19 protein-coding genes and 1 pseudogene are annotated in these 21,173 nt (G+C 64.5%); 13 read left to right on the plus strand and 7 right to left on the minus strand.

Annotated features, from left to right (window positions below):
- Positions 1 to 762: 762 nt before the first annotated feature.
- On the minus strand, positions 763 to 1,212 hold the full coding sequence (locus RCF13_RS12330) for a hypothetical protein (protein ID WP_282294867.1): 450 nt from the start codon (positions 1,210 to 1,212) through the stop codon (positions 763 to 765).
- A gap of 538 nt (positions 1,213 to 1,750) precedes the next feature.
- On the opposite strand from RCF13_RS12330, the gene RCF13_RS12335 reads away from it, so the two are divergent.
- A complete protein-coding gene (locus tag RCF13_RS12335; RefSeq protein ID WP_032966761.1) occupies positions 1,751 to 2,527 on the plus strand; it encodes a hypothetical protein in 777 nt (258 codons plus the stop codon).
- A 576-nt stretch (positions 2,528 to 3,103) separates the two neighbouring features.
- Here RCF13_RS12335 and RCF13_RS26300 read toward each other — a convergent pair.
- Positions 3,104 to 3,286, minus strand: a pseudogene (locus RCF13_RS26300) (hypothetical protein); the annotation flags it as partial.
- Between the two features lie 493 nt (positions 3,287 to 3,779).
- Here RCF13_RS26300 and RCF13_RS12340 point away from each other — a divergent pair.
- Positions 3,780 to 4,349, plus strand: coding sequence for an RsbRD N-terminal domain-containing protein (locus RCF13_RS12340; RefSeq protein WP_224481995.1), 570 nt, complete (start codon positions 3,780 to 3,782; stop codon positions 4,347 to 4,349).
- 24 nt (positions 4,350 to 4,373) lie between these two features.
- Positions 4,374 to 4,898, plus strand: a complete 525-nt coding sequence (locus tag RCF13_RS12345; protein ID WP_224481987.1) for a HAMP domain-containing sensor histidine kinase — start codon at positions 4,374 to 4,376, stop codon at positions 4,896 to 4,898.
- 22 nt (positions 4,899 to 4,920) lie between these two features.
- Here the strand turns inward: RCF13_RS12345 and RCF13_RS12350 are convergent, their stop codons facing one another.
- Positions 4,921 to 5,400, minus strand: coding sequence for a GNAT family N-acetyltransferase (locus RCF13_RS12350; RefSeq protein WP_076738934.1), 480 nt, complete (start codon positions 5,398 to 5,400; stop codon positions 4,921 to 4,923).
- Positions 5,401 to 5,533: 133 nt separating this feature from the next.
- On the opposite strand from RCF13_RS12350, the gene RCF13_RS12355 reads away from it, so the two are divergent.
- The gene (locus RCF13_RS12355; RefSeq protein WP_076738933.1) at positions 5,534 to 7,729 is read left to right on the plus strand and encodes a hypothetical protein; all 2,196 of its coding nucleotides are present in this window, start codon (positions 5,534 to 5,536) and stop codon (positions 7,727 to 7,729) included.
- Positions 7,730 to 7,801: 72 nt separating this feature from the next.
- On the plus strand, positions 7,802 to 8,287 hold the full coding sequence (locus RCF13_RS12360; RefSeq protein ID WP_044571331.1) for a TspO/MBR family protein: 486 nt from the start codon (positions 7,802 to 7,804) through the stop codon (positions 8,285 to 8,287).
- Positions 8,288 to 8,297: 10 nt separating this feature from the next.
- Here the strand turns inward: RCF13_RS12360 and RCF13_RS12365 are convergent, their stop codons facing one another.
- On the minus strand, positions 8,298 to 8,591 hold the full coding sequence (locus RCF13_RS12365) for a hypothetical protein (RefSeq protein ID WP_005413314.1): 294 nt from the start codon (positions 8,589 to 8,591) through the stop codon (positions 8,298 to 8,300).
- Between the two features lie 251 nt (positions 8,592 to 8,842).
- Between RCF13_RS12365 and RCF13_RS12370 the strand changes: the two genes are divergently transcribed.
- The 3 genes from RCF13_RS12370 to RCF13_RS12380 are packed head-to-tail and all read left to right on the plus strand — an operon-like array spanning position 8,843 to position 13,939.
- Positions 8,843 to 11,080 carry an ATP-binding protein gene (locus RCF13_RS12370; RefSeq protein ID WP_012480164.1) on the plus strand — a complete coding sequence of 746 codons (2,238 nt, stop codon included), beginning with the start codon at positions 8,843 to 8,845 and terminating at the stop codon, positions 11,078 to 11,080.
- Complete coding sequence (locus tag RCF13_RS12375; RefSeq protein WP_005409633.1) at positions 11,077 to 11,547, plus strand: response regulator; 471 nt, start codon at positions 11,077 to 11,079, stop codon at positions 11,545 to 11,547. Before RCF13_RS12370 ends, RCF13_RS12375 begins: the two co-directional genes overlap by 4 nt.
- Positions 11,540 to 13,939, plus strand: coding sequence for a hybrid sensor histidine kinase/response regulator (locus RCF13_RS12380; RefSeq protein ID WP_076738932.1), 2,400 nt, complete (start codon positions 11,540 to 11,542; stop codon positions 13,937 to 13,939). The genes RCF13_RS12375 and RCF13_RS12380 overlap by 8 nt, the downstream gene beginning before the upstream one ends.
- Positions 13,940 to 13,941: 2 nt before the next feature.
- Here the strand turns inward: RCF13_RS12380 and RCF13_RS12385 are convergent, their stop codons facing one another.
- Genes RCF13_RS12385 through RCF13_RS12395 form a run of 3 tightly spaced genes read right to left on the minus strand, consistent with a single transcriptional unit; the run spans position 13,942 to position 15,940 of the window.
- On the minus strand, positions 13,942 to 14,634 hold the full coding sequence (locus RCF13_RS12385; RefSeq protein ID WP_005409631.1) for a hypothetical protein: 693 nt from the start codon (positions 14,632 to 14,634) through the stop codon (positions 13,942 to 13,944).
- 11 nt (positions 14,635 to 14,645) lie between these two features.
- Positions 14,646 to 15,320, minus strand: a complete 675-nt coding sequence (locus RCF13_RS12390; protein WP_005409630.1) for a ChrR family anti-sigma-E factor — start codon at positions 15,318 to 15,320, stop codon at positions 14,646 to 14,648.
- Positions 15,317 to 15,940 carry a sigma-70 family RNA polymerase sigma factor gene (locus RCF13_RS12395; RefSeq protein WP_005409629.1) on the minus strand — a complete coding sequence of 208 codons (624 nt, stop codon included), beginning with the start codon at positions 15,938 to 15,940 and terminating at the stop codon, positions 15,317 to 15,319. Before RCF13_RS12395 ends, RCF13_RS12390 begins: the two co-directional genes overlap by 4 nt.
- A 134-nt stretch (positions 15,941 to 16,074) precedes the next feature.
- On the opposite strand from RCF13_RS12395, the gene RCF13_RS12400 reads away from it, so the two are divergent.
- From RCF13_RS12400 to RCF13_RS12420, 5 genes are all read left to right on the plus strand, one after another.
- The gene (locus RCF13_RS12400) at positions 16,075 to 16,842 is read left to right on the plus strand and encodes a hypothetical protein (RefSeq protein WP_005409628.1); all 768 of its coding nucleotides are present in this window, start codon (positions 16,075 to 16,077) and stop codon (positions 16,840 to 16,842) included.
- Positions 16,843 to 16,922: 80 nt separating this feature from the next.
- Entirely contained in the window at positions 16,923 to 17,873 is a 951-nt protein-coding gene (locus RCF13_RS12405) for an acyl-CoA desaturase (protein WP_043033535.1), read from the plus strand.
- Position 17,874: 1 nt separating this feature from the next.
- The gene (locus RCF13_RS12410; RefSeq protein WP_076738931.1) at positions 17,875 to 19,152 is read left to right on the plus strand and encodes an FAD-dependent oxidoreductase; all 1,278 of its coding nucleotides are present in this window, start codon (positions 17,875 to 17,877) and stop codon (positions 19,150 to 19,152) included.
- Complete coding sequence (locus RCF13_RS12415) at positions 19,149 to 19,916, plus strand: DUF1365 domain-containing protein (RefSeq protein ID WP_012480157.1); 768 nt, start codon at positions 19,149 to 19,151, stop codon at positions 19,914 to 19,916. Before RCF13_RS12410 ends, RCF13_RS12415 begins: the two co-directional genes overlap by 4 nt.
- Positions 19,913 to 21,172: a cyclopropane-fatty-acyl-phospholipid synthase family protein gene (locus RCF13_RS12420; RefSeq protein ID WP_012480156.1), complete on the plus strand. Its 1,260-nt coding sequence runs from the start codon at positions 19,913 to 19,915 to the stop codon at positions 21,170 to 21,172. Before RCF13_RS12415 ends, RCF13_RS12420 begins: the two co-directional genes overlap by 4 nt.
- The last annotated feature ends 1 nt before the right edge of the window (position 21,173 follow it).

The following is a 21,173-nucleotide window of genomic DNA, read 5'->3' on the forward strand; positions in this document are numbered from 1 at the left end:
CGGAAGCGGACATTGGGCGGCGACCGGCCCGGTGATGGCATCCGCCTTCGACCCAAAGCGGGCATCGTTCTCGACACACCTGAGTTGATCCGTACTCCAAAGCCTGTTTCCGCTACCCCTTGTAGTGCTCGACGTAGAGCCCCAAAGCTGCCAACGACGCATACACGGCGGACCCAGCGTTGGTCGCGTACAAGGCAAAGGGAACCGGAGGATCGCAGGGAACTGTTGCGATGAACCACGGAGCTGAGCTCGTCAAGCTCGTCCTAGGTGATGTGAGGAATCCTAGCTCCCTACGCATACCTAGCGCCTCGCGGACGTACGCCTTGTTCCAGCCGCCAGTCTTGCACGAGACCCCAAGAAGTAACTCCGTAAATGCGGGATAGCGACGGGTCTTAATCGGACGATATACACCGACGTCAATCTCGTGACGGTCAGCCGCTTTGACCACCGTCGTGCCTTTCCAGCTATGGCTTAGTGTGGTGACCTGCACTGAAATCCTAATCTCGAGCTTCTCAGTAGACGTAGATCCACTGATGTAATCGTGATCCGGATGGTTTGCTTTGCATGGAGATCCTCCAAACGTCAGGACGCCTGCCATCTTGGGGGTACACGTGAGCTTGTAGCCCGCACTATCGATGATTCGCAGAAGCCTAAGCAGCACCCGAAGTTCGTAAGCCTTTCCTTGCGCGTAGGGAGACCCGCTCGCCTTAGCACGCGAAATGGCTGCTTTCACAGCGTTGAGGATTGCTAACTTACTGATCGTCACAGTCGCGGTCCTCGTGGCGCGTGTTCCTCGCGAGGGTCGTCCGGTGGCAGATATCGAGCGATATAGGCCTCAAGATCTGCCTGCTCGTGATCCGTCAAACGCTGGGGTGATACAGTTGGTAGATGTGACCGGATTGAGCGAACTCGGCGACCTTCTGGTGTCTCAACAGTGTAATGAACGTCCTCCAGTCCGGTGAGACCTTGGACCAGCTTCCCGATCTCACCCAAGGTTTGCGAGAGGGCGTCTTGGGTCGTCACAGGTCTAAAATCGAGAACCGCCGCAAGTGCGGCTGCAGCTTGTGCATTCGTGTCGTCCTCGTAATCAGACATCGCCTGAACAATCGCGGAGCGAAGCGATCTAACAATTTGTGGATCAAGCTCAGACGCAAGGGCTAGCGCCTTCCCTATCTCCCTAATTACCTCTTCACCACCTTGATCTTCTGCCATTCACAACTCCACAGCTGTAGACATTAACGGGCCGCGCGGGATGAACCGCCCGGATTCTCTAAATTCAATTGCCGAAGGTTGCCGTTGGCAATGTTCCTTAAGAGTAAGGCACAGTGCGGTTTGGTTCCATAAGCGGATCGCGCTGGCTGTATCCCGAAGTGTGCGATGACGCCGAAGCTGGATAGTGTCGCTGAATTGGACCATCAGGCACTTAGGTCTGAGCCCTGATACAGATTGATGATATGACTCCAAGTCGCGTACGGGCTGCGAAGAGCACCGGCTACTTTGGTCCGCTTCTGACCGAAAGCGGACATTCGTTTAACCAAGGGTGAAGGAAACTTTTAGGGCCAGGATGGACTTCAACTCTCTCGTTCGCTCGCTTCTATCCGATGCGAAGATGCGCCGTAACAAGCCTCTGCGAGACTAGTGCGCGAGCCAGGTCGCTGACATTGCTCCATGGCCTATGACGTGCCCCGCACCCGCTGGTCAAATGGAACCGCCCTCGGCACCATGGGCACGACCATCTAAGGAGTTCTTCATGCTCTACCAAGATAAGTACGTCGCCTTCATCGACATGCTCGGGTTCTCCGCACTTGTCCAAGAGTCGGCAGCCGACATGAGCAAGCTTGATGAAATAGCAGAGGCCATCGACAGACTAAAGAACACAGCGTGCTGCAACCCAGCAACAGGACTTTTGTTCACTTACTTCAGCGACTGCATCGTCATATCAAGCAGCCGCTCTCCTGCTGGCCTTGCCGACATCCTGAGCTGCATCAGAATGTTGGCCGAGAACCTGCTAGTGGTTGATATATTGATACGTGGAGGGCTCACAGTTGGAAGCATTCATCATGATTCTCAGATGATCTTCGGACCGGCGATGCTGGACGCCTATCGCATGGAATGTAAGGAAGCACGCAATCCCATGGTGCTCGTGAGCGAAGAGGTGCGATCGGATGCTCGCGCTGCGGGGTTAAGCAACCTGTTGACGTGGGATGACGAAGAGCCAGACCGCCACTATGTCCACTATCTGATCTCGTACAGCGCTTATGACTCTAATCCAAGGGCGGGCGTCGTGATTCTCGATAGCCAGGCCGCTCTCATCCGGCATTTCATCGCCAAGAGGCTGCTAGGCGCTCCGGGTAAGATCCTGGATAAAGCCGAGTGGATGGAACGATATTGGAACGAGAAGGTGGCGACAGGTGGAATTCTCGGACGTGTTGACAGGGTCGCAGACCTTGTTAGGCCCAATGCGCGACCATTTCGCAGCAGACTCGCCGTTCTAGCACCGCAACCGGGCGCCACTAGTGTGGACTAGCGAATCAGGCAAGCAGCTGCCGATTCCTTGCAAAGATTCAATTCAATTGGCCATACGGAAGCACGTGCAATCCCTGATGGCAGTCGGGACCACCATCTCCCCATTGCCAGCCGCGTCTGAACCAGCGCCCGGAACGCTTCAGCGGAAGGGGCTGGTCCCTTCCGCTGGTGCCTGCCCTGGTTGCACCGGCTATGCGCGGCCACCACGTTCCCGGACACGTCTCTGCCCCCGTCCTGTTGGGCCACCAGGTGCTCGGCGGTGCATTGAAAGGCTCGGGCCTTACTGGCCTTCAGCCCGAGCTCTGAGGGTGCAGTGAGCCACATCGGCAGGCCGCAATAGAAGCAACGGCCCGATTGGGCGTAGAAGGCAGAAGTGCGAAGGGATCTGCGGCGTTTGGCGGTCATGGATGGCTCCGGAATCGAAGGATTCCCGTGCCCCCATTGGGTGGACCTCGGGCACCCGGAGCCTATTGGCTATGCGGGCACAACACCGGCGCTTTATAGCGACTGGCTAAGGCGTTATAGCTCAGCGCTTGAGCCGCTACAAGGCCCAGATGCCGACCAGAACGGGAGGGAGTCACCGACGCCCAGTTAAGGTCAAAGCTTGGTCAGGGGGCGAGCGACGCGCTTGAGCAGGTGGAGCGGGGCGTGGCGCGTCACCCAGGGAAGTCGCGGTGTTGTAGTCCTGCTCAACCCGCTGAACTGTTCGCACGTTCAGGCCCGAGATCTCGTCTAATTGTTCTTGCGACCAATGTCGCGACTGGCGGAACTGGGAAGTGCAGGCGACAAGCTCTGACCGATCAGGTGCGCAGTTGGGAACTCAAGGGCGAGCTGGATGTGGAGCCAGAAATCGAGGGCGTCTTAGGTGCGGATCCAGGAATCAAGGGCATCTTTGGGGGAGATCTGGAAATCGCGGGCGTCCTTGTGGGGAAATACGGGCGGACAGCTGTGGGATCTGGGGCGTTTCCGTTGTGGCAGTCACCATTTATCACGTCACTGTTGCGGTCAAGTAGGCCTAGAAGGCCTTCTCAACGCAACACCTCAATAACTACCACTTTTGCGCATAATGTATATTATGTTACCAAGAGGTCTACCCATACGAACCCCAATCAGTCCAGTCCTGGCCGCACGCTGCTCCCCTTCAAGCAACCCTCCCAACGCCCGCAGAACCTGGCTCCACGGCGCCAACTTCTCACCCAGCATGCAGGCCCGCCGGTGTAGGCTCGACGCACCACTTAAGGACGGGTTTGGCGATGCGCCTGGCTGATTTTATCGAACGGAATGCGCGGGAAATCCTCGAAGACGCGGTGGCATTCGCCGAAACGCAGGCGCCCGATACCGTCGAGTTCAGCGCAAAGCAACTTCGGAATCATCTTCCCCAGATTCTTCAGGCGGTCGTAGACGATCTCAGATCGCCTCAAACAGCCTCCCAGCAGGTCGCAAAGTCCCACGGGCTTGCACCGTTGAAACCCGGCCCCGAGTCCGCCGCGTCCTATCATGGCCGAACCCGCGCCATCGCCGGCTTTGGTCTCAACCAGATGGTGGCTGAGTATCGAGCACTCCGGGCTTCGGTACTTCGGCGATGGGCATCCGACCAGCAGCTGATAACTTCATCGATCGATGACATCCTTCGTTTCAATGAGGCCATCGACCAGGCGGTCGCCGAATCCCTTGCTCAGTTCTCTGCCGAGGTCGAATCCTGGCGGCAGATCTTCCTGGCAGCGCTCGGGCATGATCTCCGAGGTCCTTTGGCAGCGGTCATGTTCTCGGCGGACACTCTGGCCAGTGGGCTGCAGGATCCGGCATTGTCCAGGCAGGCCTAGCGGATCATCAATGGCAGCATGCGCATGAACAAGCTGCTCGACGACCTGCTGGCTTACAGCCGCAGCAAGCTGGGCGATGGCATGGCCATTCATCCGGTGGACTGCGATCTTGCCCAATCGCTTGGCGAGGAAGTCGAATTGCTTCGCGCTGCCCTGCACCACGTCCCCATCAAATATGAGGCTGAAGGCGATGCCCGCGGTTGCTTCGATGCCTCTTCGTTGCGCGAGGCGGTTCACAACCTCACGACCAACGCTGCAAAGTACGGAGAACACGGCACCGATGTGCGGATCAGCCTTGAGGGCCTCGTCGACCAGATCATGATCACGGTGAGCAACACCGGGGCCGAACTATCGGACGAAGCGTTCAACAGTCTGTTCGATCCCTTGCGCAGAGGCTCGCACAACGCGTCACAAGGCGAACACGCGAGCTTGGGCCTCGGCCTGTTCCTGGTGCGGGAAATCTGCCACGCGCACCGCGGCAAGGTCCATGGGCGATGGCGGGATGGTCGCACTTCATTCGTCATCACGCTCCCAAAGAACGCTGATTGAGGCGACCGGCCCGGCGACGGCACTACAGGAACCTGTGCATCACGAAGACATCGACCAACCCCAACTGACCGTGCCGGAACGCCTTCGGTAACGTCCCGACCACGTCGAACCCCAGCTTCCGGTACAGCGCCACCGCCGGGCCGTTGGTACTGACCACGTAATTGAACTGCATGGCCAGGAATCCTTCCGCCCTCGCCCGCTCCAGGCTGTGTTCCACCAGCGCCCGGCCCACGCCTTGCCTCTGTGCCGGCGCATCCACCACATACGTGGCGCTGGCCACATGCGCCCCCAGATCAGGGAAGTTCGGGCCCATCTTGTACATGCCCGCCACCCGGCCCTCCAGCACAGCTACATGAGGCGCCTGGGCCTGGAACCAATGCGCGCGAAACGTCTCGACGGCGAAAGAGCCGGCAAAGGGCAGCGCATCCTGCGTCGCAATGGCCGTCTTGAACATGCCCCACATCACGTCGAAATCGCCTGCGCGGGCGGGCCGGATCTCCATGCGTCTCCTGCAGATCTGTGGTCATGACCAGGCCGCACACTACCAGAATCGAGCTCCGGCCCCGTAGCTGCTTCACGCGCCACCGCCATCCGCTCCGTAATAGTTGCGGAAATTCCAACCTTTTGAGCAGTAGATGCCCCCTGTTTCCGCGCACATCCCGCACCGGCTTCGTCGATGGCGCGTTCCTGCCTACGTCCTGCTGGGCATCTACCTGCTGTATCTGCTGGCCGGCAACATCTTCCTCAACACGCCCCTGTTCGACCAGGTCACCAACCGCAAGCCGCACAAGTTCGTAATGACCACTGGGCCGGCCATTACGCTGTTGCCCGGCCACGTGATCGCCTGGAACGTGCACATGCGCGGCCACGTGAACCACACCGTCTACGTGTTGCATGCAGACCGCGCCAGCGCCCGATTGGCGGTGCTGCCCCTGTTCCAGCGCGAGGTGCGGGTGCCAAGGCTGCAGGCCACCGGGGTTTCCGCCGAGATCAGCCGCGTCGAAGAGGCCATCCCTTCACCGCCGCGCAGCGACCAGGGCTGGACCTTGCGTTTCGACGCCATCCACAGCGACAGCATCCGCAGCGCACGCTTCGGCAAGCTGCTGATCATCGGCAAGGGCCAGGGTACCGTGGGGTTCCTGAAGCAGCTGCGTGGCGGCCCATCCGAACTGTTCGATTCCGAGGTCTCATTCAGCAAGGCAGACACCAGCTATGACGGCGTGCAGCTGTTGGGCGACATGGATCTCACCGCGCGCTTCAGCTATCCGCGCCATTATCGGGACCAGGCGCCCGGCCTGGCCAAGTTGAAGCTGCTGCATGCCCAGCTCGAGGTGGACGCCCGCAGCCAGGGCCTGCGCATGGACACCGATGCCACAACGCCGAAGATCTCCAGCGCGCCCGTGCCCGGGCGCCTGCAGTTGGCGCTCCACCTGATCGATAGCCAGCTGCAGCCCGGCGACCACGCGCTGTGGCAGGTGCCGCTCCATCTGGGTGATGGCGCCCCCGATCGCGGCATGCTGGCACTGCAGCTCAATGTAGCCAAGGACCTGCGCCTGCAGGCCCGCCTGCCGCCAAAGCCCGGTTCAGGCAGCGAGGTGGATGCCGATCTGCATATCAGTGGCCGGGACATTCCCTTCCAGCAGCCCGCCCAGCTGCTGGAACGCAGCTCTGGCTCAGTGCGCGGCGAATGGACGTTCACCTCGCTCAACTGGATCCCTGCTCTGTTCGTCCGCAAGCCGTGGCTGCAGCTGGACGGCGGCGGCACGCTGAAAGCCGATCTGCACCTGCGCAATGGTGAACTGATCGAAGGCAGCACCGTGGACATCCCGGCTGCCGAGGCCGTGGCCGAAGTCGCCGGCGTACGCCTGGCGGGCACGGCCAGCGCCCATGGCCAGTTGAAGACCGGCAGCCCCAGCCAGGCCCAGCTGTCCGTCCGGCTGCCGCGATTCACTGCGCGGCCAACCGATGCCAGGGACGTGCGCCTGTTCGACGGCCGGGATCTGGCCCTGGACCTGACCGGCGATGGCCGCCTGCAGGAACTGCGCAAAGGCGTCCGCGCGCAGCTGCGCTTCAGTGAAGCCACCATCCCTGATCTGACCGCCTACAACCGCTACCTCGGCTCACCGCAGGTGCGGCTGCTGCGTGGCACTGGCACCGTCAGCGGTGATGCGACCCTCGATACCGACGGGCGCGTCGGCCATGGCATGGCCCGGCTGTTGGGGCGCAACGCCAGTGCAAAGGTGGCAGGGTTGGACATGGGCGGCGATATCGACGTGAACGCAACGCTGCGCCGCGGTGACTTCAATCAGCGTCATTTCGATCTGTCCGGCACCACGGTCGAGCTGCGCAACGTGCAGGTGGCGGACACGCAGGGCTCGACGGCATGGAAAGGCCGCGTGGCCTTCAAGCGTGGCCGTATCGATGCGCAGTCTCCGTTCCAGGTGGATGCCACCACGGACCTGGATCTCAGCGATGCGCGACCGTTGCTGGCGCTGTTCGCAGAACGCACCGACTACCCGCGCTGGACCTTGTCGCTGCTGGATTCCGGACAGGTACAGGCACAGGCGACGCTGCGCTGGCGCCCTGGCCATCTGGTCATCGATGGCCTGCAGGCCGAGAACGATCGGCTGTCGGTACGCGCGCGGCTGGATCTGCTGGAACAGCGCAAACGCGGTGATCTCTATCTCCGGTGGGGGCTGCTGGGTGCGGGCATCGAGCTGGACGGCGATCAGCGCCAATGGCATCTGGCCAAGGCGCGCGAGTGGTTTGATCAACGGCCTTCCCTGCTGCCAGCAGGTCAGGGATCGTCTGCCGCCGGATCTTCAGACTGAAGGCCCGCGACCTGCATCCATTCGCGGCCTCTGCGCGTATACCGGATCATGCGCATCAGGGAGCTGTACGGTATGAAGCGGAGTTCGCAGGTTTTCGGGCTGCTGGGATGGGTGGCGATCACCTTCGTCGCGGCCGCCCTGGGCGCGTGGGCGTCCACATCCGCGGCCAGCTTCTACGCTACCCTCGATCTTCCCCCGTGGGCACCACCGGCCAGTGTCTTTGGTCCGGTGTGGACCCTGCTCTACGCCATGATGGCGATTGCCGCGTGGTTGGTGTGGCGCGAACGCGGTTGGCGCGGGGCACGTCCGGCGCTGATGCTCTACCTGGTGCAGCTTGCCGTCAATGCGCTGTGGAGCTGGCTGTTCTTCGGCTGGAAGCTGGGCGCCCTGGCCTTCGTTGACATTCTTGTATTGATTGCGCTGGTTTGCGCAGCGATCGTCGCGTTTGCGCGCATCCGTCCGACTGCGGCGGCGCTGCTGCTTCCCTATCTGGCCTGGATCTCGTTCGCCTCGGCGCTCAACTTTGCGGTATGGCGAGCCAATCCCGGGCTGCTGTGATCTCCGCCGCTTACGCCTGGGCAACCACCTGCGGGCGCCAGGTCCGCAGCAGGGCCGGCTTGAACGCCTGCTGCCCGCAGCCGGTAGGGCATCGCACCACCCGCGCCGCAGTGTGGCTGACCAGGCCCTGCCCTTCTTCGGCCTTGAAGATCGTCTCGCAGGACAGGCACCGGGCAACCAGCGAATACAGGTGCAGCAGCCGGCCACTGGCCGGGTCCTGCAGCGCGTCCACATCCAGCAGTTCAAACTGGCAGCTGTCAGCCAGCATGCGGTACGGGGACAGGGGCGCGGGCTGCAGGTTCACGGGGCGGTCGCTCAGGGAAGTGGATCCACTCTAGGCAATGATCTGTCGAGCTGATGTGCAGCGTAGATGTATTCTTCGCGAAAACCTCAAGTGCTCGACCTCGTCCCTACATGAAGAATTCAGCTTGGACAGAAGCACGCTTCACACGCATACACTGGTAGGCGAATGCACGATTTTGCTTCACCATTGAGGGGTACCGGATGTACCACTGGGCCTTTCCAGCCATCCACGAATGATGAGTCCCGCCCTTGATGCCTTCTGCTGAGTCCGCGCACGACACTGCCTTGTCCAGTTGCGCGCGCGAACCGATCCACACCCCCGGCGCGATCCAGCCCTACGGTGTGCTTCTGGTCGTTGAACCGGAGTCCCTGCAGGTGCGCGAGCGCGCCATCAGCCAGCCCGGGCTGCTGCAGCAGTTCGGCGAACCGTTGATGCGGCACGTCAGTGAGGTGTTCGGCGGCGTGCTGGCGCCGTTCCAGGGCTTGTTCCAGCAGGCCGTGATCGGCAGCAGCGCCCATGTCGGTGCCGTGCATCTGGACGGCCACGGCCGGCATCAGCTGCTGGTGCACCGTTCCGCCACCGATCTGCTGGTCGAGCTGGAAGCACCGGTTCCGGGCCAGCCCGGCTCGCTGGAAGAGCTGTATCCGGCCATCCGCGAGCTGATGGCCGGCATCGAGTCGGCCAGCACCGTGGAAGATCTCTGCCAGCTGGCTGCCGCGCACATGCGCCGGCTCACCGGCTTCGACCGCACCCTGGTCTACCAGTTCGATGCTGGCTGGAACGGTGTCGTGGTGGCCGAGGATGGCAACGGCCTGTTGCCGTCCTACCTGGACCTGCGCTTCCCCGAATCGGATATTCCAGCACAGGCCCGCGAACTCTACCGCCGCAACCGGGTACGCCTGATCGCGGACAACAGCTACACCCCGGCCCCGCTGATGCGGGCCGAGGATCAACGCGACGCGCCGCCCACCGACCTGAGCATGGCGGTGCTGCGCAGCGTCTCGCCGGTGCACCTGCACTACATGCGCAACATGGGTACCGGCGCGTCGATGTCGGTATCGCTGGTGCATGAAGGCCGCTTGTGGGGCCTGGTGTCCTGCCACACCGTGCAGCCACGCCGCCTGCCCTACCACGTGCGCACTGCCTGCGAGTTCATGGGCCAGATCCTGTCGCTGCAGATTGCGTTGAAGGAGCGTGCGCGTGCGATCGAAGAGCGCGTTGCCCGTCGTTCCATACTGGTCAAGCTACTGGGTCGCATGGCCGGCGACGAGGACTTCATGGCGGCCCTGCGCCAGGACGAGGCCAGCCTGCTGTCGCTGACAGGCGCGGCCGGCGCGGCGATCGTGCACAAGGGCGATTGCCTGCGTGTTGGCCAGTGCCCTTCTTCCAGCGACGTGCTGGCCCTGGCGAACTGGCTGGCCACGCAGCAGGCCGGCCAGGAAACCTACTGCACCGATCACCTGGCAGCCGACTGGTCGCCTGCCGCGCACCTGGCCGACGTCGCCAGCGGCCTGCTGGCGGTGTCCATTTCGCAGCTGCATGACAGTTACCTGATGTGGTTCCGCCCGGAAGTGGTGCGCACCGTGCGCTGGGGCGGCGATCCCCGCAAGGAAGCAGCACCGGGCGTGGCGCTGTCCCCGCGCAACTCGTTCGAGGCCTGGAAGGAGACCGTGCAGCAGCGCAGCCTGCCGTGGAGCGACGCTGACTGCGACGCGGCACACGAGATGCGCACGGCCATCGTCGATATCGTGTTGCGCAAGGCCGAGGAAATGGCCGAACTGAACGAGCAGCTGCTCCGCAGCAACAAGGAACTGGAAGCCTTCTCCTATTCGGTCAGCCACGACCTGCGCGCTCCGTTCCGTCACATTGTCGGCTATTCCGAGCTGCTGGGCAGCTCGGCGGGCGAGCGCCTGAACGATACCGAGCGCCGATTCCTGGACACGATCGTGGAATCGGCCAAGTCCGCCGGAACACTGGTGGATGACCTGCTCAGCTTCTCGCAGATGGGGCGCTCCACGCTTGGGCGTGTGCGGCTGGACATGAGCGCGCTGGCCGAGGATGTGCGCCGGAGCCTGGCCCTGGACTACACCGGCCGCGACGTGCAGTGGACGCTCGCACCGCTGCCGGAGGTCGAGGCCGATCCGACGATGCTGCGCCTGGTATGGCAGAACCTGCTGGCCAACGCGATCAAGTTCACCCGCGAGCGCGAACACGCGGTGATCGAGGTTGGTCACGAGCGAAACGACGACGAAGACCACTTTTTCGTGCGCGACAACGGCTGCGGCTTCGACATGCGCTACGTGGACAAGCTGTTCGGCGTGTTCCAGCGCCTGCACCACGTCGAAGAGTTCGAAGGCACCGGCATCGGCCTGGCCAATGTCCGCCGCATCATCGGCCGCCATGGCGGCCGTACCTGGGCCGAGGGCGAGCCCGGCAAGGGCGCCACGATCCATTTCACCCTACCCCGCTTCACAGGAGAACACCCATGAGGGACCTGCGGCCGATCCTCCTGGTAGAGGACAGCCCCAAGGATGCAGAGCTGACGATGGCCGCGCTTGCGCGCTGCCAGCTGTTGAACGATGTCATCCATGTACGCGACGGCGCCGAAGCGCTGGATTACCTGCGCTGCGAAGGCAAGTTCGCCGGCGCCATGCACGGCGGCCCGGTGGTGGTGCTGCTGGACCTGAAGCTGCCCAAGGTCAATGGCCTGGAGGTGCTGGAACAGGTGCGTGGCGACCCGCAGCTGAGCAGCACGCCGGTGGTGATGTTGACCTCCTCGCGCGAAGAACAGGATCTCGTGCGCAGTTACGAACTGGGCGTGAATGCCTTCGTGGTCAAGCCGGTCGACTTCAAGGAATTCTTCGACGCCATCCAGGGGCTGGGCATGTTCTGGGGCATCACCAACCAGCCACCACCGCATCGGCCCAATGGCTCGGGGCAGCACAACAATGCGTGATGGATCGCGCCGCAGCGAGCGCCTGCGCATCCTCATGCTGGAGGACAGCGCGCTTGATGCGGAGCTGATCACCGCACAGCTGCGGCGTGCCGGCCTGGAATTCGAGGCCGAGCGCCTGTGGACCCGCAACGCGTTCATCGAGGCCATCGACAGCCGTGCGTTCGACGTGATCCTCGCCGACCACGTGCTGCCCGGATTCGATGGCGATGCGGCCCTCGCACTGGCACGCGAGCGGACTCCGCAGACCCCTTTCATCTTCGTCTCCGGCACGCTGACCGAAGAGCTGGCGGTGCAGGCGCTGACCCGTGGCGCGCGCGACTATGTAGTCAAGCAGCGCCTGCAGCGCCTGCCGGATGCGATTCGCCGCGCCCGCCAGGAAGCCCATGAGCGCAACCAGCTGCTTCATGCGCAGGCTGCGCTGAATGAGAGCCAGGCGCAGCTGCAGCAGGTGACGGATGCCGTACCCGCGCTGATCGCCCAGCTCGACAACGCGCATCGCTACCGGTTCGCCAACAAGGCGTTCCTGGACTGGCATGGATTCAGCCTGGCCGAGCTGCTGGGCCGGACAGCGCGCGAGGTCAGCGGCATTTCCGCCTTCGAACACGCCCTGCCGAGCCTGGAACGGGTACTGCAGGGCGAGCGCACCAGCTTCCAGGTCGAACTGGTGCACCGCAGCGGGCAATCACGATTCGTGCAGATGGACTGCGTGCCTGAGCATGCGGCCGACGGCAGCGTGGCCGGCTACATCTGCCTGGGTAGCGACGTCTCGCAGCTGAAACAGGCCGAGCTGGCCCTGCGCGAGGACAACCAGCTGCTCGAGCAGCAGGTGCAGGCGCGCACGGCCGAGTTGCGCGCCAGCAAACGGCGCCTGCAGGCGATCTTCGAATCCAGCTTCCAGCATCAGATGCTGCTGGATCTGTCCGGGCGCGTGGTGGATGCCAATGACGCGTCACTGGCCGCAGTGCTGGCGGAAAAGAAGGACGTGCTTGGCCAACGCTTCGGTGAATCGCTCTGGTTCGCCACAACCGATGGCATCGGCGCGCTGATCGATCGGGCCGTCGCTGCAGCCGTGCAGGGCCGGAGTTCGCTGCATTCATTGGAGCTGGAACTCCCGACCGGGCCGCGCAGCTTCGATTTTTCGTTCCGCCCGCTGCTCGATGCCGAAGGCGTGGTCACCGCCGTGGTCTCCGAGGCCGTGGAAACCACGGCGCGCCTCCAGGCCGAACATGCACTGCGCCAATCACAGAAGATCGAGGCGGTCGGCCAGCTCACCGGCGGCATCGCGCATGATTTCAACAACATCCTGACGGTCATCTCCGGCAACGTCGAGCACGCCATGCTGCTGAATGAGCGCGCGGGGGAAGCCGGGGCGATGGTCAGCCGGGCGCTGGACAACGCGCTGAAGGGTGTCGGGCGTGCCGCCAGCCTGACCCAGCGCCTGCTGGCGTTTGCCCGACGCCAGCCGCTGCACAGCCAGGCCGCCAACCTCCACGAGCGCCTGCTGGACATGCACGACATGCTGCAGCGTGCACTGGGTGAGCTGGTGCAGCTGGAGATCCGCAGCGCCGAGGACATCTGGTGCGTGGAGATCGACATCAGCCAGCTGGAGGCCTCCGTACTGAACCTGGCGGTGAATGCCCGCGATGCGATGCCGCACGGCGGGCGGTTGGTGATCGAGGTCGACAACAGCCACCTCGACCACGACTACGCTGCCCTGTTCCCGGATGCAACACCAGGCCAGTACGTGATGTTGCGGGTGCGCGACAACGGCCATGGCATGGACGCGGCCACCCTGGCCCGGGTGTTCGAACCGTTCTTCACCACCAAGCAGGTCGGCCGCGGCACCGGGCTGGGACTGTCGATGGTGCATGGGTTCGTCAAGCAGTCCGGCGGCCACGTGCTGATCGATTCGGTGGAAGGCGGCGGCACGAGCATTACCATGATGTTTCCGCGCTCGCCGCTGACCCTGCCCCGCGAAACACGCACCCCGCAGACCGGCCTGGCCGACTACTCGCCGCGCGAGGAAACCATTCTGGTGGCCGAGGACAACGACGATGTCCGCGCCTACACGGTGGATTCGCTGCGGCTGCTCGGCTACCGCGTGCTGGAAGCCCACGATGGCCCCTCCGCGCTACGGTTGCTGGAGCGCCCCGACACCAGGGTGGACCTGCTGTTCTCGGACGTGGTGATGCCCGGCATGTTGGGCTGGGAGCTGGTCCGTCAAGTCCGCGAACGCTGGCCGGAAGTCGCCGTCCTGTTCACGTCGGGCTATCCACGTGACCACGATCAGGCGGGCAGCCAGGGACGCGCGGTTGCCCTGCTGCCGAAGCCGTTTACGCGAAGTGACCTGGCGCTGGCGGTACGCACTGCGCTGGAGGCCGCGCCGCACTGAGCTCAGGAGGCCGGATCGCCTAGGCCAGCGGCGATCCGGTTGATGTCCGCGCACTCCACCGTGGCCGGCGGATGCTCCCTGCCGGCCAGTGCAATCATCGCCTGACCGAGAGCCAGATTGCTGGTCATCAGCGATGGCGCAATCGCGCTGGCCAGCTTCATCAGCGGCGCACCGCCCCAGTACAGGGGCTTCAACAGGGCATGACGGGTGCCGGTGCCCGGGACCGGCCTGACACCGCCCGGGCGCAGCATCACGGTGCGCACCGGCAGGCCGTGCAATGCGACCTCGGTCTCGCCCTTGATCCTCAACGGCATCAGCCGGCTCCGAGGGTCCGCGCCGGCACCGGATACATACAGAAAGCACCCTTCGGGATTCGCAGCCGCCCAGGCACGGGCCACCGCCAGGGTGGTGTCCAGGGTCACGCGTCGGTACTCGGCCTCTGCCGTGCCGACCGGTGGCGCCCCGGCACAGTAGAAGCAGGCATCGAACCCGGCCAGTTCATCCGACCGGTCCTGGATACGCAGGAAGTCCGGAACGATCAGTTCGCTGCCGGCGCCGCTCAGACTTCCTGGATGGCGGACCAGCGCTGTCAGGCGGGACACCTGCGGTGAGCGTTGGCAGGCCAGCGCCACACCCTGCCCGACCAGGCCTGCGGCACCGGTCAACAGAATCCGTAATGCGCCCGTCCCGGCCATCGTCGTCCCCGCTAGAGTTTCACGAAACGCTGGATCTTCCGCGCCAGCCAGCCACTGAACACCAGCGGCGCATCCAGCGCTGACACGCAGATGCAGGGGACACCGGGCGCGGTCACCGGTTGATGCTCCACGTCTTCGTCCAGATCTGCCACGTCGCCCGGCGCGAACAGCCCCAGCGCATCGTTGTACGAACCCCGCAGGATCTGGGTCAGTTCGCTGCGGCCATGGCTGTGCATGGGCAGGCATTTGCCCGGGGCGATCTTCAGCATGATCAGCGAAGGCATCTGCTCTGCACGGATGCAGTGCACGCCCGGCGCCATCCAGCGCCAGCGCAGGTCGCTGAGCGAGGCGCCGAAGTACGGATGCAGCGATGCAGGCAGATGGTCCGGATTGGCCTCAGGGCGCTCCTTCGGCACGGGGCGTGCGACCCCAGCCATGGGCACCGGCGCTTCCGCGGCCAGCTGCATCAGCATCGCCTCGCGCAGTTGTTCGCGTCGCGTCTCCGCTGCAGGTGGCTGGGTCTGCTCCAGCAGCACCGAGCCGATCGCTTCGGCGTCGCGCAGGCGCTGTCGGCAATGGGGGCACTGCTCCAGATGGGCACCGGCGACGATGCTCAACGGCGCCGGCAGCGCGCCGGCGGCATAGCTCATCAGGGTCGATTCGTGCAGATGGTGGTGCGGGTTCACAGCGCACCTCCCACTTTGGCCTGAAGCTGCAGAAAGGCGCGGCGCAGGTGCGATTTGACCGTTCCCAGCGGCATTCCCAGCGCCTCTGCGATCTCGCTGTGGCTCTTGGCCTCAAAATAGGACATCCGCACCAGCCGCGCCTGTACTGCGGGCAGTTCGTTGATGCGCTGGCGCAGACGCGCCTGGTCGGCGAACTGCTCGGCACTGCTGCGCTCGATCACATCCAGCGTTGCAGCGTCCTCCACCGCTGCCTGCACCTGCATCCAGCTGCGCTCGCGACGGATGCGATCGATATGCAGGTTTCGCGCAATCCGGTACAGCCACGTACTGAGGGCGCCTTGGGCTGCGTCGTAGTCGGCGGCCCGCAGCCACAGGCGCAGCAGGCATTCCTGGGCCAGTTCCTCGGCGACGCCGTCGGGTGCACCCAGGCCGCGCAGGTACACGCACAGCCGCGGCATGAAGTAGTCATAGATCCGCATGAAACAGTCGCGGTCGCGCAGGCGCGCCACGCCGTCCATGTCACCGGCCCAGTTCGTCGGCTCGCTGCTCGGCTGCTGGGAACTGGACACGGTGCGTGCGCTATCGAAGTTGAGGAGTGTGCTGGCGGCGTCAGGGTACATCCGGGTTCGCGGCGGGCGGGTGAAGGTCTGTCCTCTGTACGCGCAGGGGCAGCAATTGGATGCAGACGGCACGACGCATCCAACCGGCCGCCCCCGCCGTATGACCTGGGCCCTCCTCTTCCGGATGAAGACCCATGCGCACTGCCTGGCTGCTGCTGTGCCTGCCCCAAGCCGCGCTGGCGGCACCCTGGTTGCGAAGCGAGGGCGTGGCCACCTCCGCGCAGGGCGACCTCCTCTACCGTGAAGTGCACTGGCGACGCGAGGCAACGGAGGGCGCCGAGCGCTGGGTGCTGTACCAGTGCCCGGATGGCCAACCCTTCGCCCGCAAGCATCTGCCCGCCAGCGCCCGCCCACAGGCACGGGGATATTCGCTGGAGGACCGCCGCAGCGGCCAGACCGCCGAGGTCGACGCCGCCGGCGACTCGGTGTCGATTGCATGGAAGGAGGATGCCGCCAGTGAGCTGCGCAGGCGCCGGCTTGAACAGCCGCCGGACGCGGTGATCGATGCGGGGTTTGATGCCGCAGTACGCCTGCACTGGCCGGCGCTGCTGCGCGGCGAACGCATCACACTGCCGTTCCTGGTGCCTGCACGCCAGCGCTACTTCCCGGTGCAGGTGCGGCGCGTCGGCCCGGTACGCTGGCAGGGCATCGACGCCCAGGCCATCGAGGTCAGCCTGGACACCTGGTACGGCGGCATCGCGCCGCGCCTGGCCCTGGTCTACGCCACGGCCGACCGTCGCCTGCTGGAGTTCCGCGGCACCAGCAACCTGCGCGATGCGCGCGGCACTTATCCGCAGGTGACGGTGCGCTTCCGGTCGCCAGCTGCCGAGCGACCGGCAGGTGACTGGCAACAGGCGTGGGCGCAGCCCCTGGCCGAGCGTTGCGCCGTGACGCCCAGGTGAAGCGAAATTCAGTTCGAAGTGGCGCATCCATTGCGCACCCTGCTGCGTAAAGGAAGACACGACACCCGCCGAGATCCGCCATGGCCTCTGTAGCGCCCCTCCCCCGTCGACGCTGGCGCCTGCTGCGTACGTTGCAGCGGTGGGTGGATACCAGCAACGCCACAGAGACCACCGGCGAACAGCCAGGACGCATCGACTGGGTGCGCGCGGTACCCTTTGCACTGATGCACCTGGCCTGCATCGCGGTGATCTGGGTGGGCGTGTCATGGACGGCGGTCGTCGTGGCCACGGCGCTCTACGCCGTGCGCATGTTCGCCATCACGGCGTTCTATCACCGCTACTTCTCGCACCGCACCTTCCAGGCATCGCGTCCGGTGCAGTTCGTGTTCGCAGTCATCGGCGCGTCCAGCGTGCAGCGCGGCCCGCTGTGGTGGGCCGCCCATCATCGCCACCACCATCGGCATGCCGACCAGCCACTGGACCCGCATTCGCCGCGCGAAGGCGGCTTCTGGCGCAGCCACATGGGCTGGTTCCTCACCCGCGAGGCATTCGCGACCGATCTGTCGCGGGTACCTGACCTGGCGCGCTTCCCCGAACTGCGCTGGCTCGACCGTTTCGATACCGCCATTCCCGTGCTGCTGGCCGTCGGACTGTATGCATTGGGTGCAGCACTGGAACGCTGGGCGCCCGGCCTGCACACCACGGGCCCGCAGTTGCTGGTGTGGGGCTTCTTCATCTCCACCATCGTGCTGTTCCATGCCACCGTCACCATCAATTCGCTGGCCCACCGTTTCGGCCGCCGCCGCTTCGAGACCCGCGACGACAGCCGCAACAACCTGTGGCTGGCGCTGCTCACCTTCGGTGAGGGCTGGCACAACAACCATCACTTTTTCCCCGGCACCGTGCGCCAGGGCTTCCGCTGGTGGGAGGTGGACCTGACGTGGTACGGACTGCGCGCGATGGCGGCGCTGGGCCTGGTCAAAGGGCTCAAGCCCATCCCCGAGTGGGTCCTGGCCAAGGCGAGGTACTGAGATGCGCATCGCGGTCATCGGCTCGGGTATCGCGGGGCTGGCCAGTGCCTGGTGGCTGGATGGCCAGCACGAGGTCACGCTGTTCGAGGCCAACGATTACCTCGGCGGCCACACCCATACCCACGACGTGCAGGTGGCGGGCCGAGGCATGGCGGTGGATACCGGTTTCATCGTCTTCAACCCCCAGCACTATCCCTTGCTGTCGGCGCTGTTCGACGAGTTGGGCGTGGCCTCGCAACCGACCACGATGAGTTTCTCCATGCACAGCGAGCGCAGCGGCGTGGAGTACAACGCCACCTCGCTGGATGGGCTGTTCTGCCAGCGCCGCAACCTGGTATCGCCGCGCTTCTGGGGCATGCTGGCCGATCTGCGCCGGTTCTATCGCGACGCGCCGTTGCTGCTGGCCGAAGAAGACGGTCCCACGCTCGGCGAGTACCTGCGCAGCCAGCGCTATGGCGAGGCGTTCATCGACGAGCACCTGCTGCCGATGGCCTCGGCGCTGTGGTCCTCGCCGACGGCCACCGTGCAGGCGTTCCCGGCGCGCTACCTGGCCCAGTTCATGGCCAACCACCAGATGCTGCAGATGACCGGGCGGCCAAGCTGGCGGGTGGTCAGCGGGGGATCGACGCGCTACGTGGATGCGCTGCGTCGCCGCTGGCGCGTGCATGAGCGGCTGCAATGCCCGGTCAGCAGGGTCGAGCGCATGCCCTGGGGTGCACGCGTGCACAGCAGCGCCGGCGTGGAGGCCTTCGACGAAGTGATCCTGGCGTGCCACAGCGACCAGGCACTGGCGTTGCTTGCCGACGCAGATGCCATCGAACGTGAGGTCCTCGGCGCCATCCGCTATCAGTCCAACGAGGCGGTGCTGCATACCGATGCATCGTTGCTGCCGCGCAACCGCAAGGCGTGGGCGGCCTGGAACGCGCACGTACCACAGGATCGCGCGGCGCCCTGCACGGTCAGCTACTGCATGAACCTGCTGCAGGGCCTGCCGGGCGACATCCCCCTGGTAGTGACCCTCAACCGCAGCGAGGCAATCGATCCGGCCAAGGTGCTGCGGACCCTGCATTACGCGCACCCGGTACACGACCACGCTGCAGTACGCGCACAGCAGCGCTGGGCGGAACTGCAGGGCCGCCGCCACACATGGTTTGCAGGCGCCTATTGGGGCTGGGGATTCCACGAGGATGGCATCCGCAGTGCCCGCCACGTGGTCGATGCCCTGCAGGCCTGCGCTCCACATCGGAACGTATCCGCCTCGGATGAGGTGGCGGCATGAGTGCCAGCGCGCTCTACATCGGGCAGGTGATGCATCGCCGGCATCATCCGCATCCGCATGCATTCCGTTACCCCATCGCGCAGCTGCTGCTCGACCTGGATGAACTCGACACGGTGTTCGCCGGGCGCTGGTTGTGGTCGGTCAATCGCCGCAACCTGGCCGAGTTCCGCCGCAGCGACTACTTCGGTGATCCCGCGCGGCCGCTGGCCGATGCGGTGCGCGATCACGCTGCGGGCACGCTTGGCTACCGGCCAACCGGTCCGGTGCGCCTGCTCACCCATCTCCGCTTCGCCGGGCATGTCTTCAACCCGGTCAGCTTCTACTACTGCTACCAGGCCGACGGCAGCACGCTGGACTGCATCGTGGCCGAGATCACCAATACCCCCTGGAAGGAACGGCACGCCTATGTGCTGCCGGTCGCCACGGCCCTCCACGAAGGGGCGTCATTGCGCTGGCAGTTCGACAAGCGCTTCCATGTCTCGCCGTTCATGCCGATGGATTGCCGCTACGACTGGCGCTTCAACCGACCGGACCAGGACCTGCGCGTGCACATGCAGGTCTGGCGCGACGGGGTGCGCCAGTTTGATGCGACCCAGGCCATGCAGCGACATGCCTTGAACGGCCGTGGGCTGGCCCGGGTGCTGGCCTGCTATCCGCTGATGACCACCCAGGTGGTGGCCGCCATCCACTGGCATGCACTTCGGCTGTGGATGAAACGCAACCCCGTGCACGACCACCCTGCTCTTGCCGAGAAACCACGATGAACTCGATGACCCCTCTGGTCGCCCTGCCGCGCCCCGGCGCCCTGGATGCGTTCCTGCGCCGCCGCCTGCTGGCCCAGCTTGCCCCCATGCGCGACGGTCGCCTGTGCGTACGTGACGCATTGGGCGAGGTCTGGCTGGGCGATGCCTGTGGCGAACTGCATGTCACCGTCACCATCGATGACCCTGGGTTCTATCGCAAGGTTGCAGCGCAAGGCAGTGTGGGCGCAGGTGAAAGCTACATCCAGGGCGAATGGCACTGTGATGATCTGGTGGCACTGATCCGGCTGTTGGTACGCAATCGCGACCTGCTGGACGGCATGGAGCGTGGCCCGGCCCGCGTGGGTGGCTGGCTGCTGCGGGGCTGGAACCGCCTGCGCCGGAACAGCCGTGAGGGCAGCCGCCGCAACATCGCCGCGCACTATGACCTGGGCAACGATTTCTTTGCCCTGTTCCTGTCGCCGGACCTGATGTACTCGTCGGCGTTGTTCGCCAGTGAGTCCGAACCACTCGAATCGGCCTCGCGGCGCAAGCTGGACCGCATCTGCCAGCAGCTGCAGCTCAAACCCGGCGACCGCGTGGTGGAAATCGGCACCGGCTGGGGTGGTTTCGCGGTCCATGCCGCCCGGCACTATGGCTGCCATGTCACGACCACCACCATCTCTGCAGAACAGCATGCGCTGGCCGCCCGGCGCGTACGGGAGGCGGGCCTGCAGGACCAGGTCACGCTGCTGATGCAGGACTACCGCGACCTGCAGGGCCAGTTCGACAAGCTGGTGTCGATCGAGATGATCGAAGCGATCGGCGCCGAATACCTGGACACCTACATGGCCACGCTGCAGCGCCTGCTCAAGCCTGATGGCGTTGCCCTGCTGCAGGCCATCACCATCGAGGACCACCGCTACGAACAGGCCCGGCGCAGCGTCGATTACATCAAGCGCTATGTGTTCCCGGGCAGCTTCATCCCATCGATCAACGCGATCATGGCCGCCAAGAGCCGATCCAGCGACCTGCAGCTGATCGCCCAGCAGGATTTCGGCCACTCCTACGCATTGACCCTTCGCGCCTGGCGCCAACGTTTCCTGGCCCAGCTGCCGGCAGTGCAGGCGCAGGGTTTTGACGCGCGCTTCTGCCGGCTGTGGGAATTCTACCTGGCCTATTGCGAGGGTGGCTTCCTGGAACGTTCGATCGGCGTCTCGCATCTGCTGCTGGCCCGTCCGGACCACCGGCCCATTTTCGCTGCGACCGACAGCCACTGAC

Origin of the sequence: Stenotrophomonas maltophilia group sp. RNC7 (assembly GCF_030910085.1) — a bacterium.
GTDB classification, from domain to species: domain Bacteria; phylum Pseudomonadota; class Gammaproteobacteria; order Xanthomonadales; family Xanthomonadaceae; genus Stenotrophomonas; species Stenotrophomonas sepilia.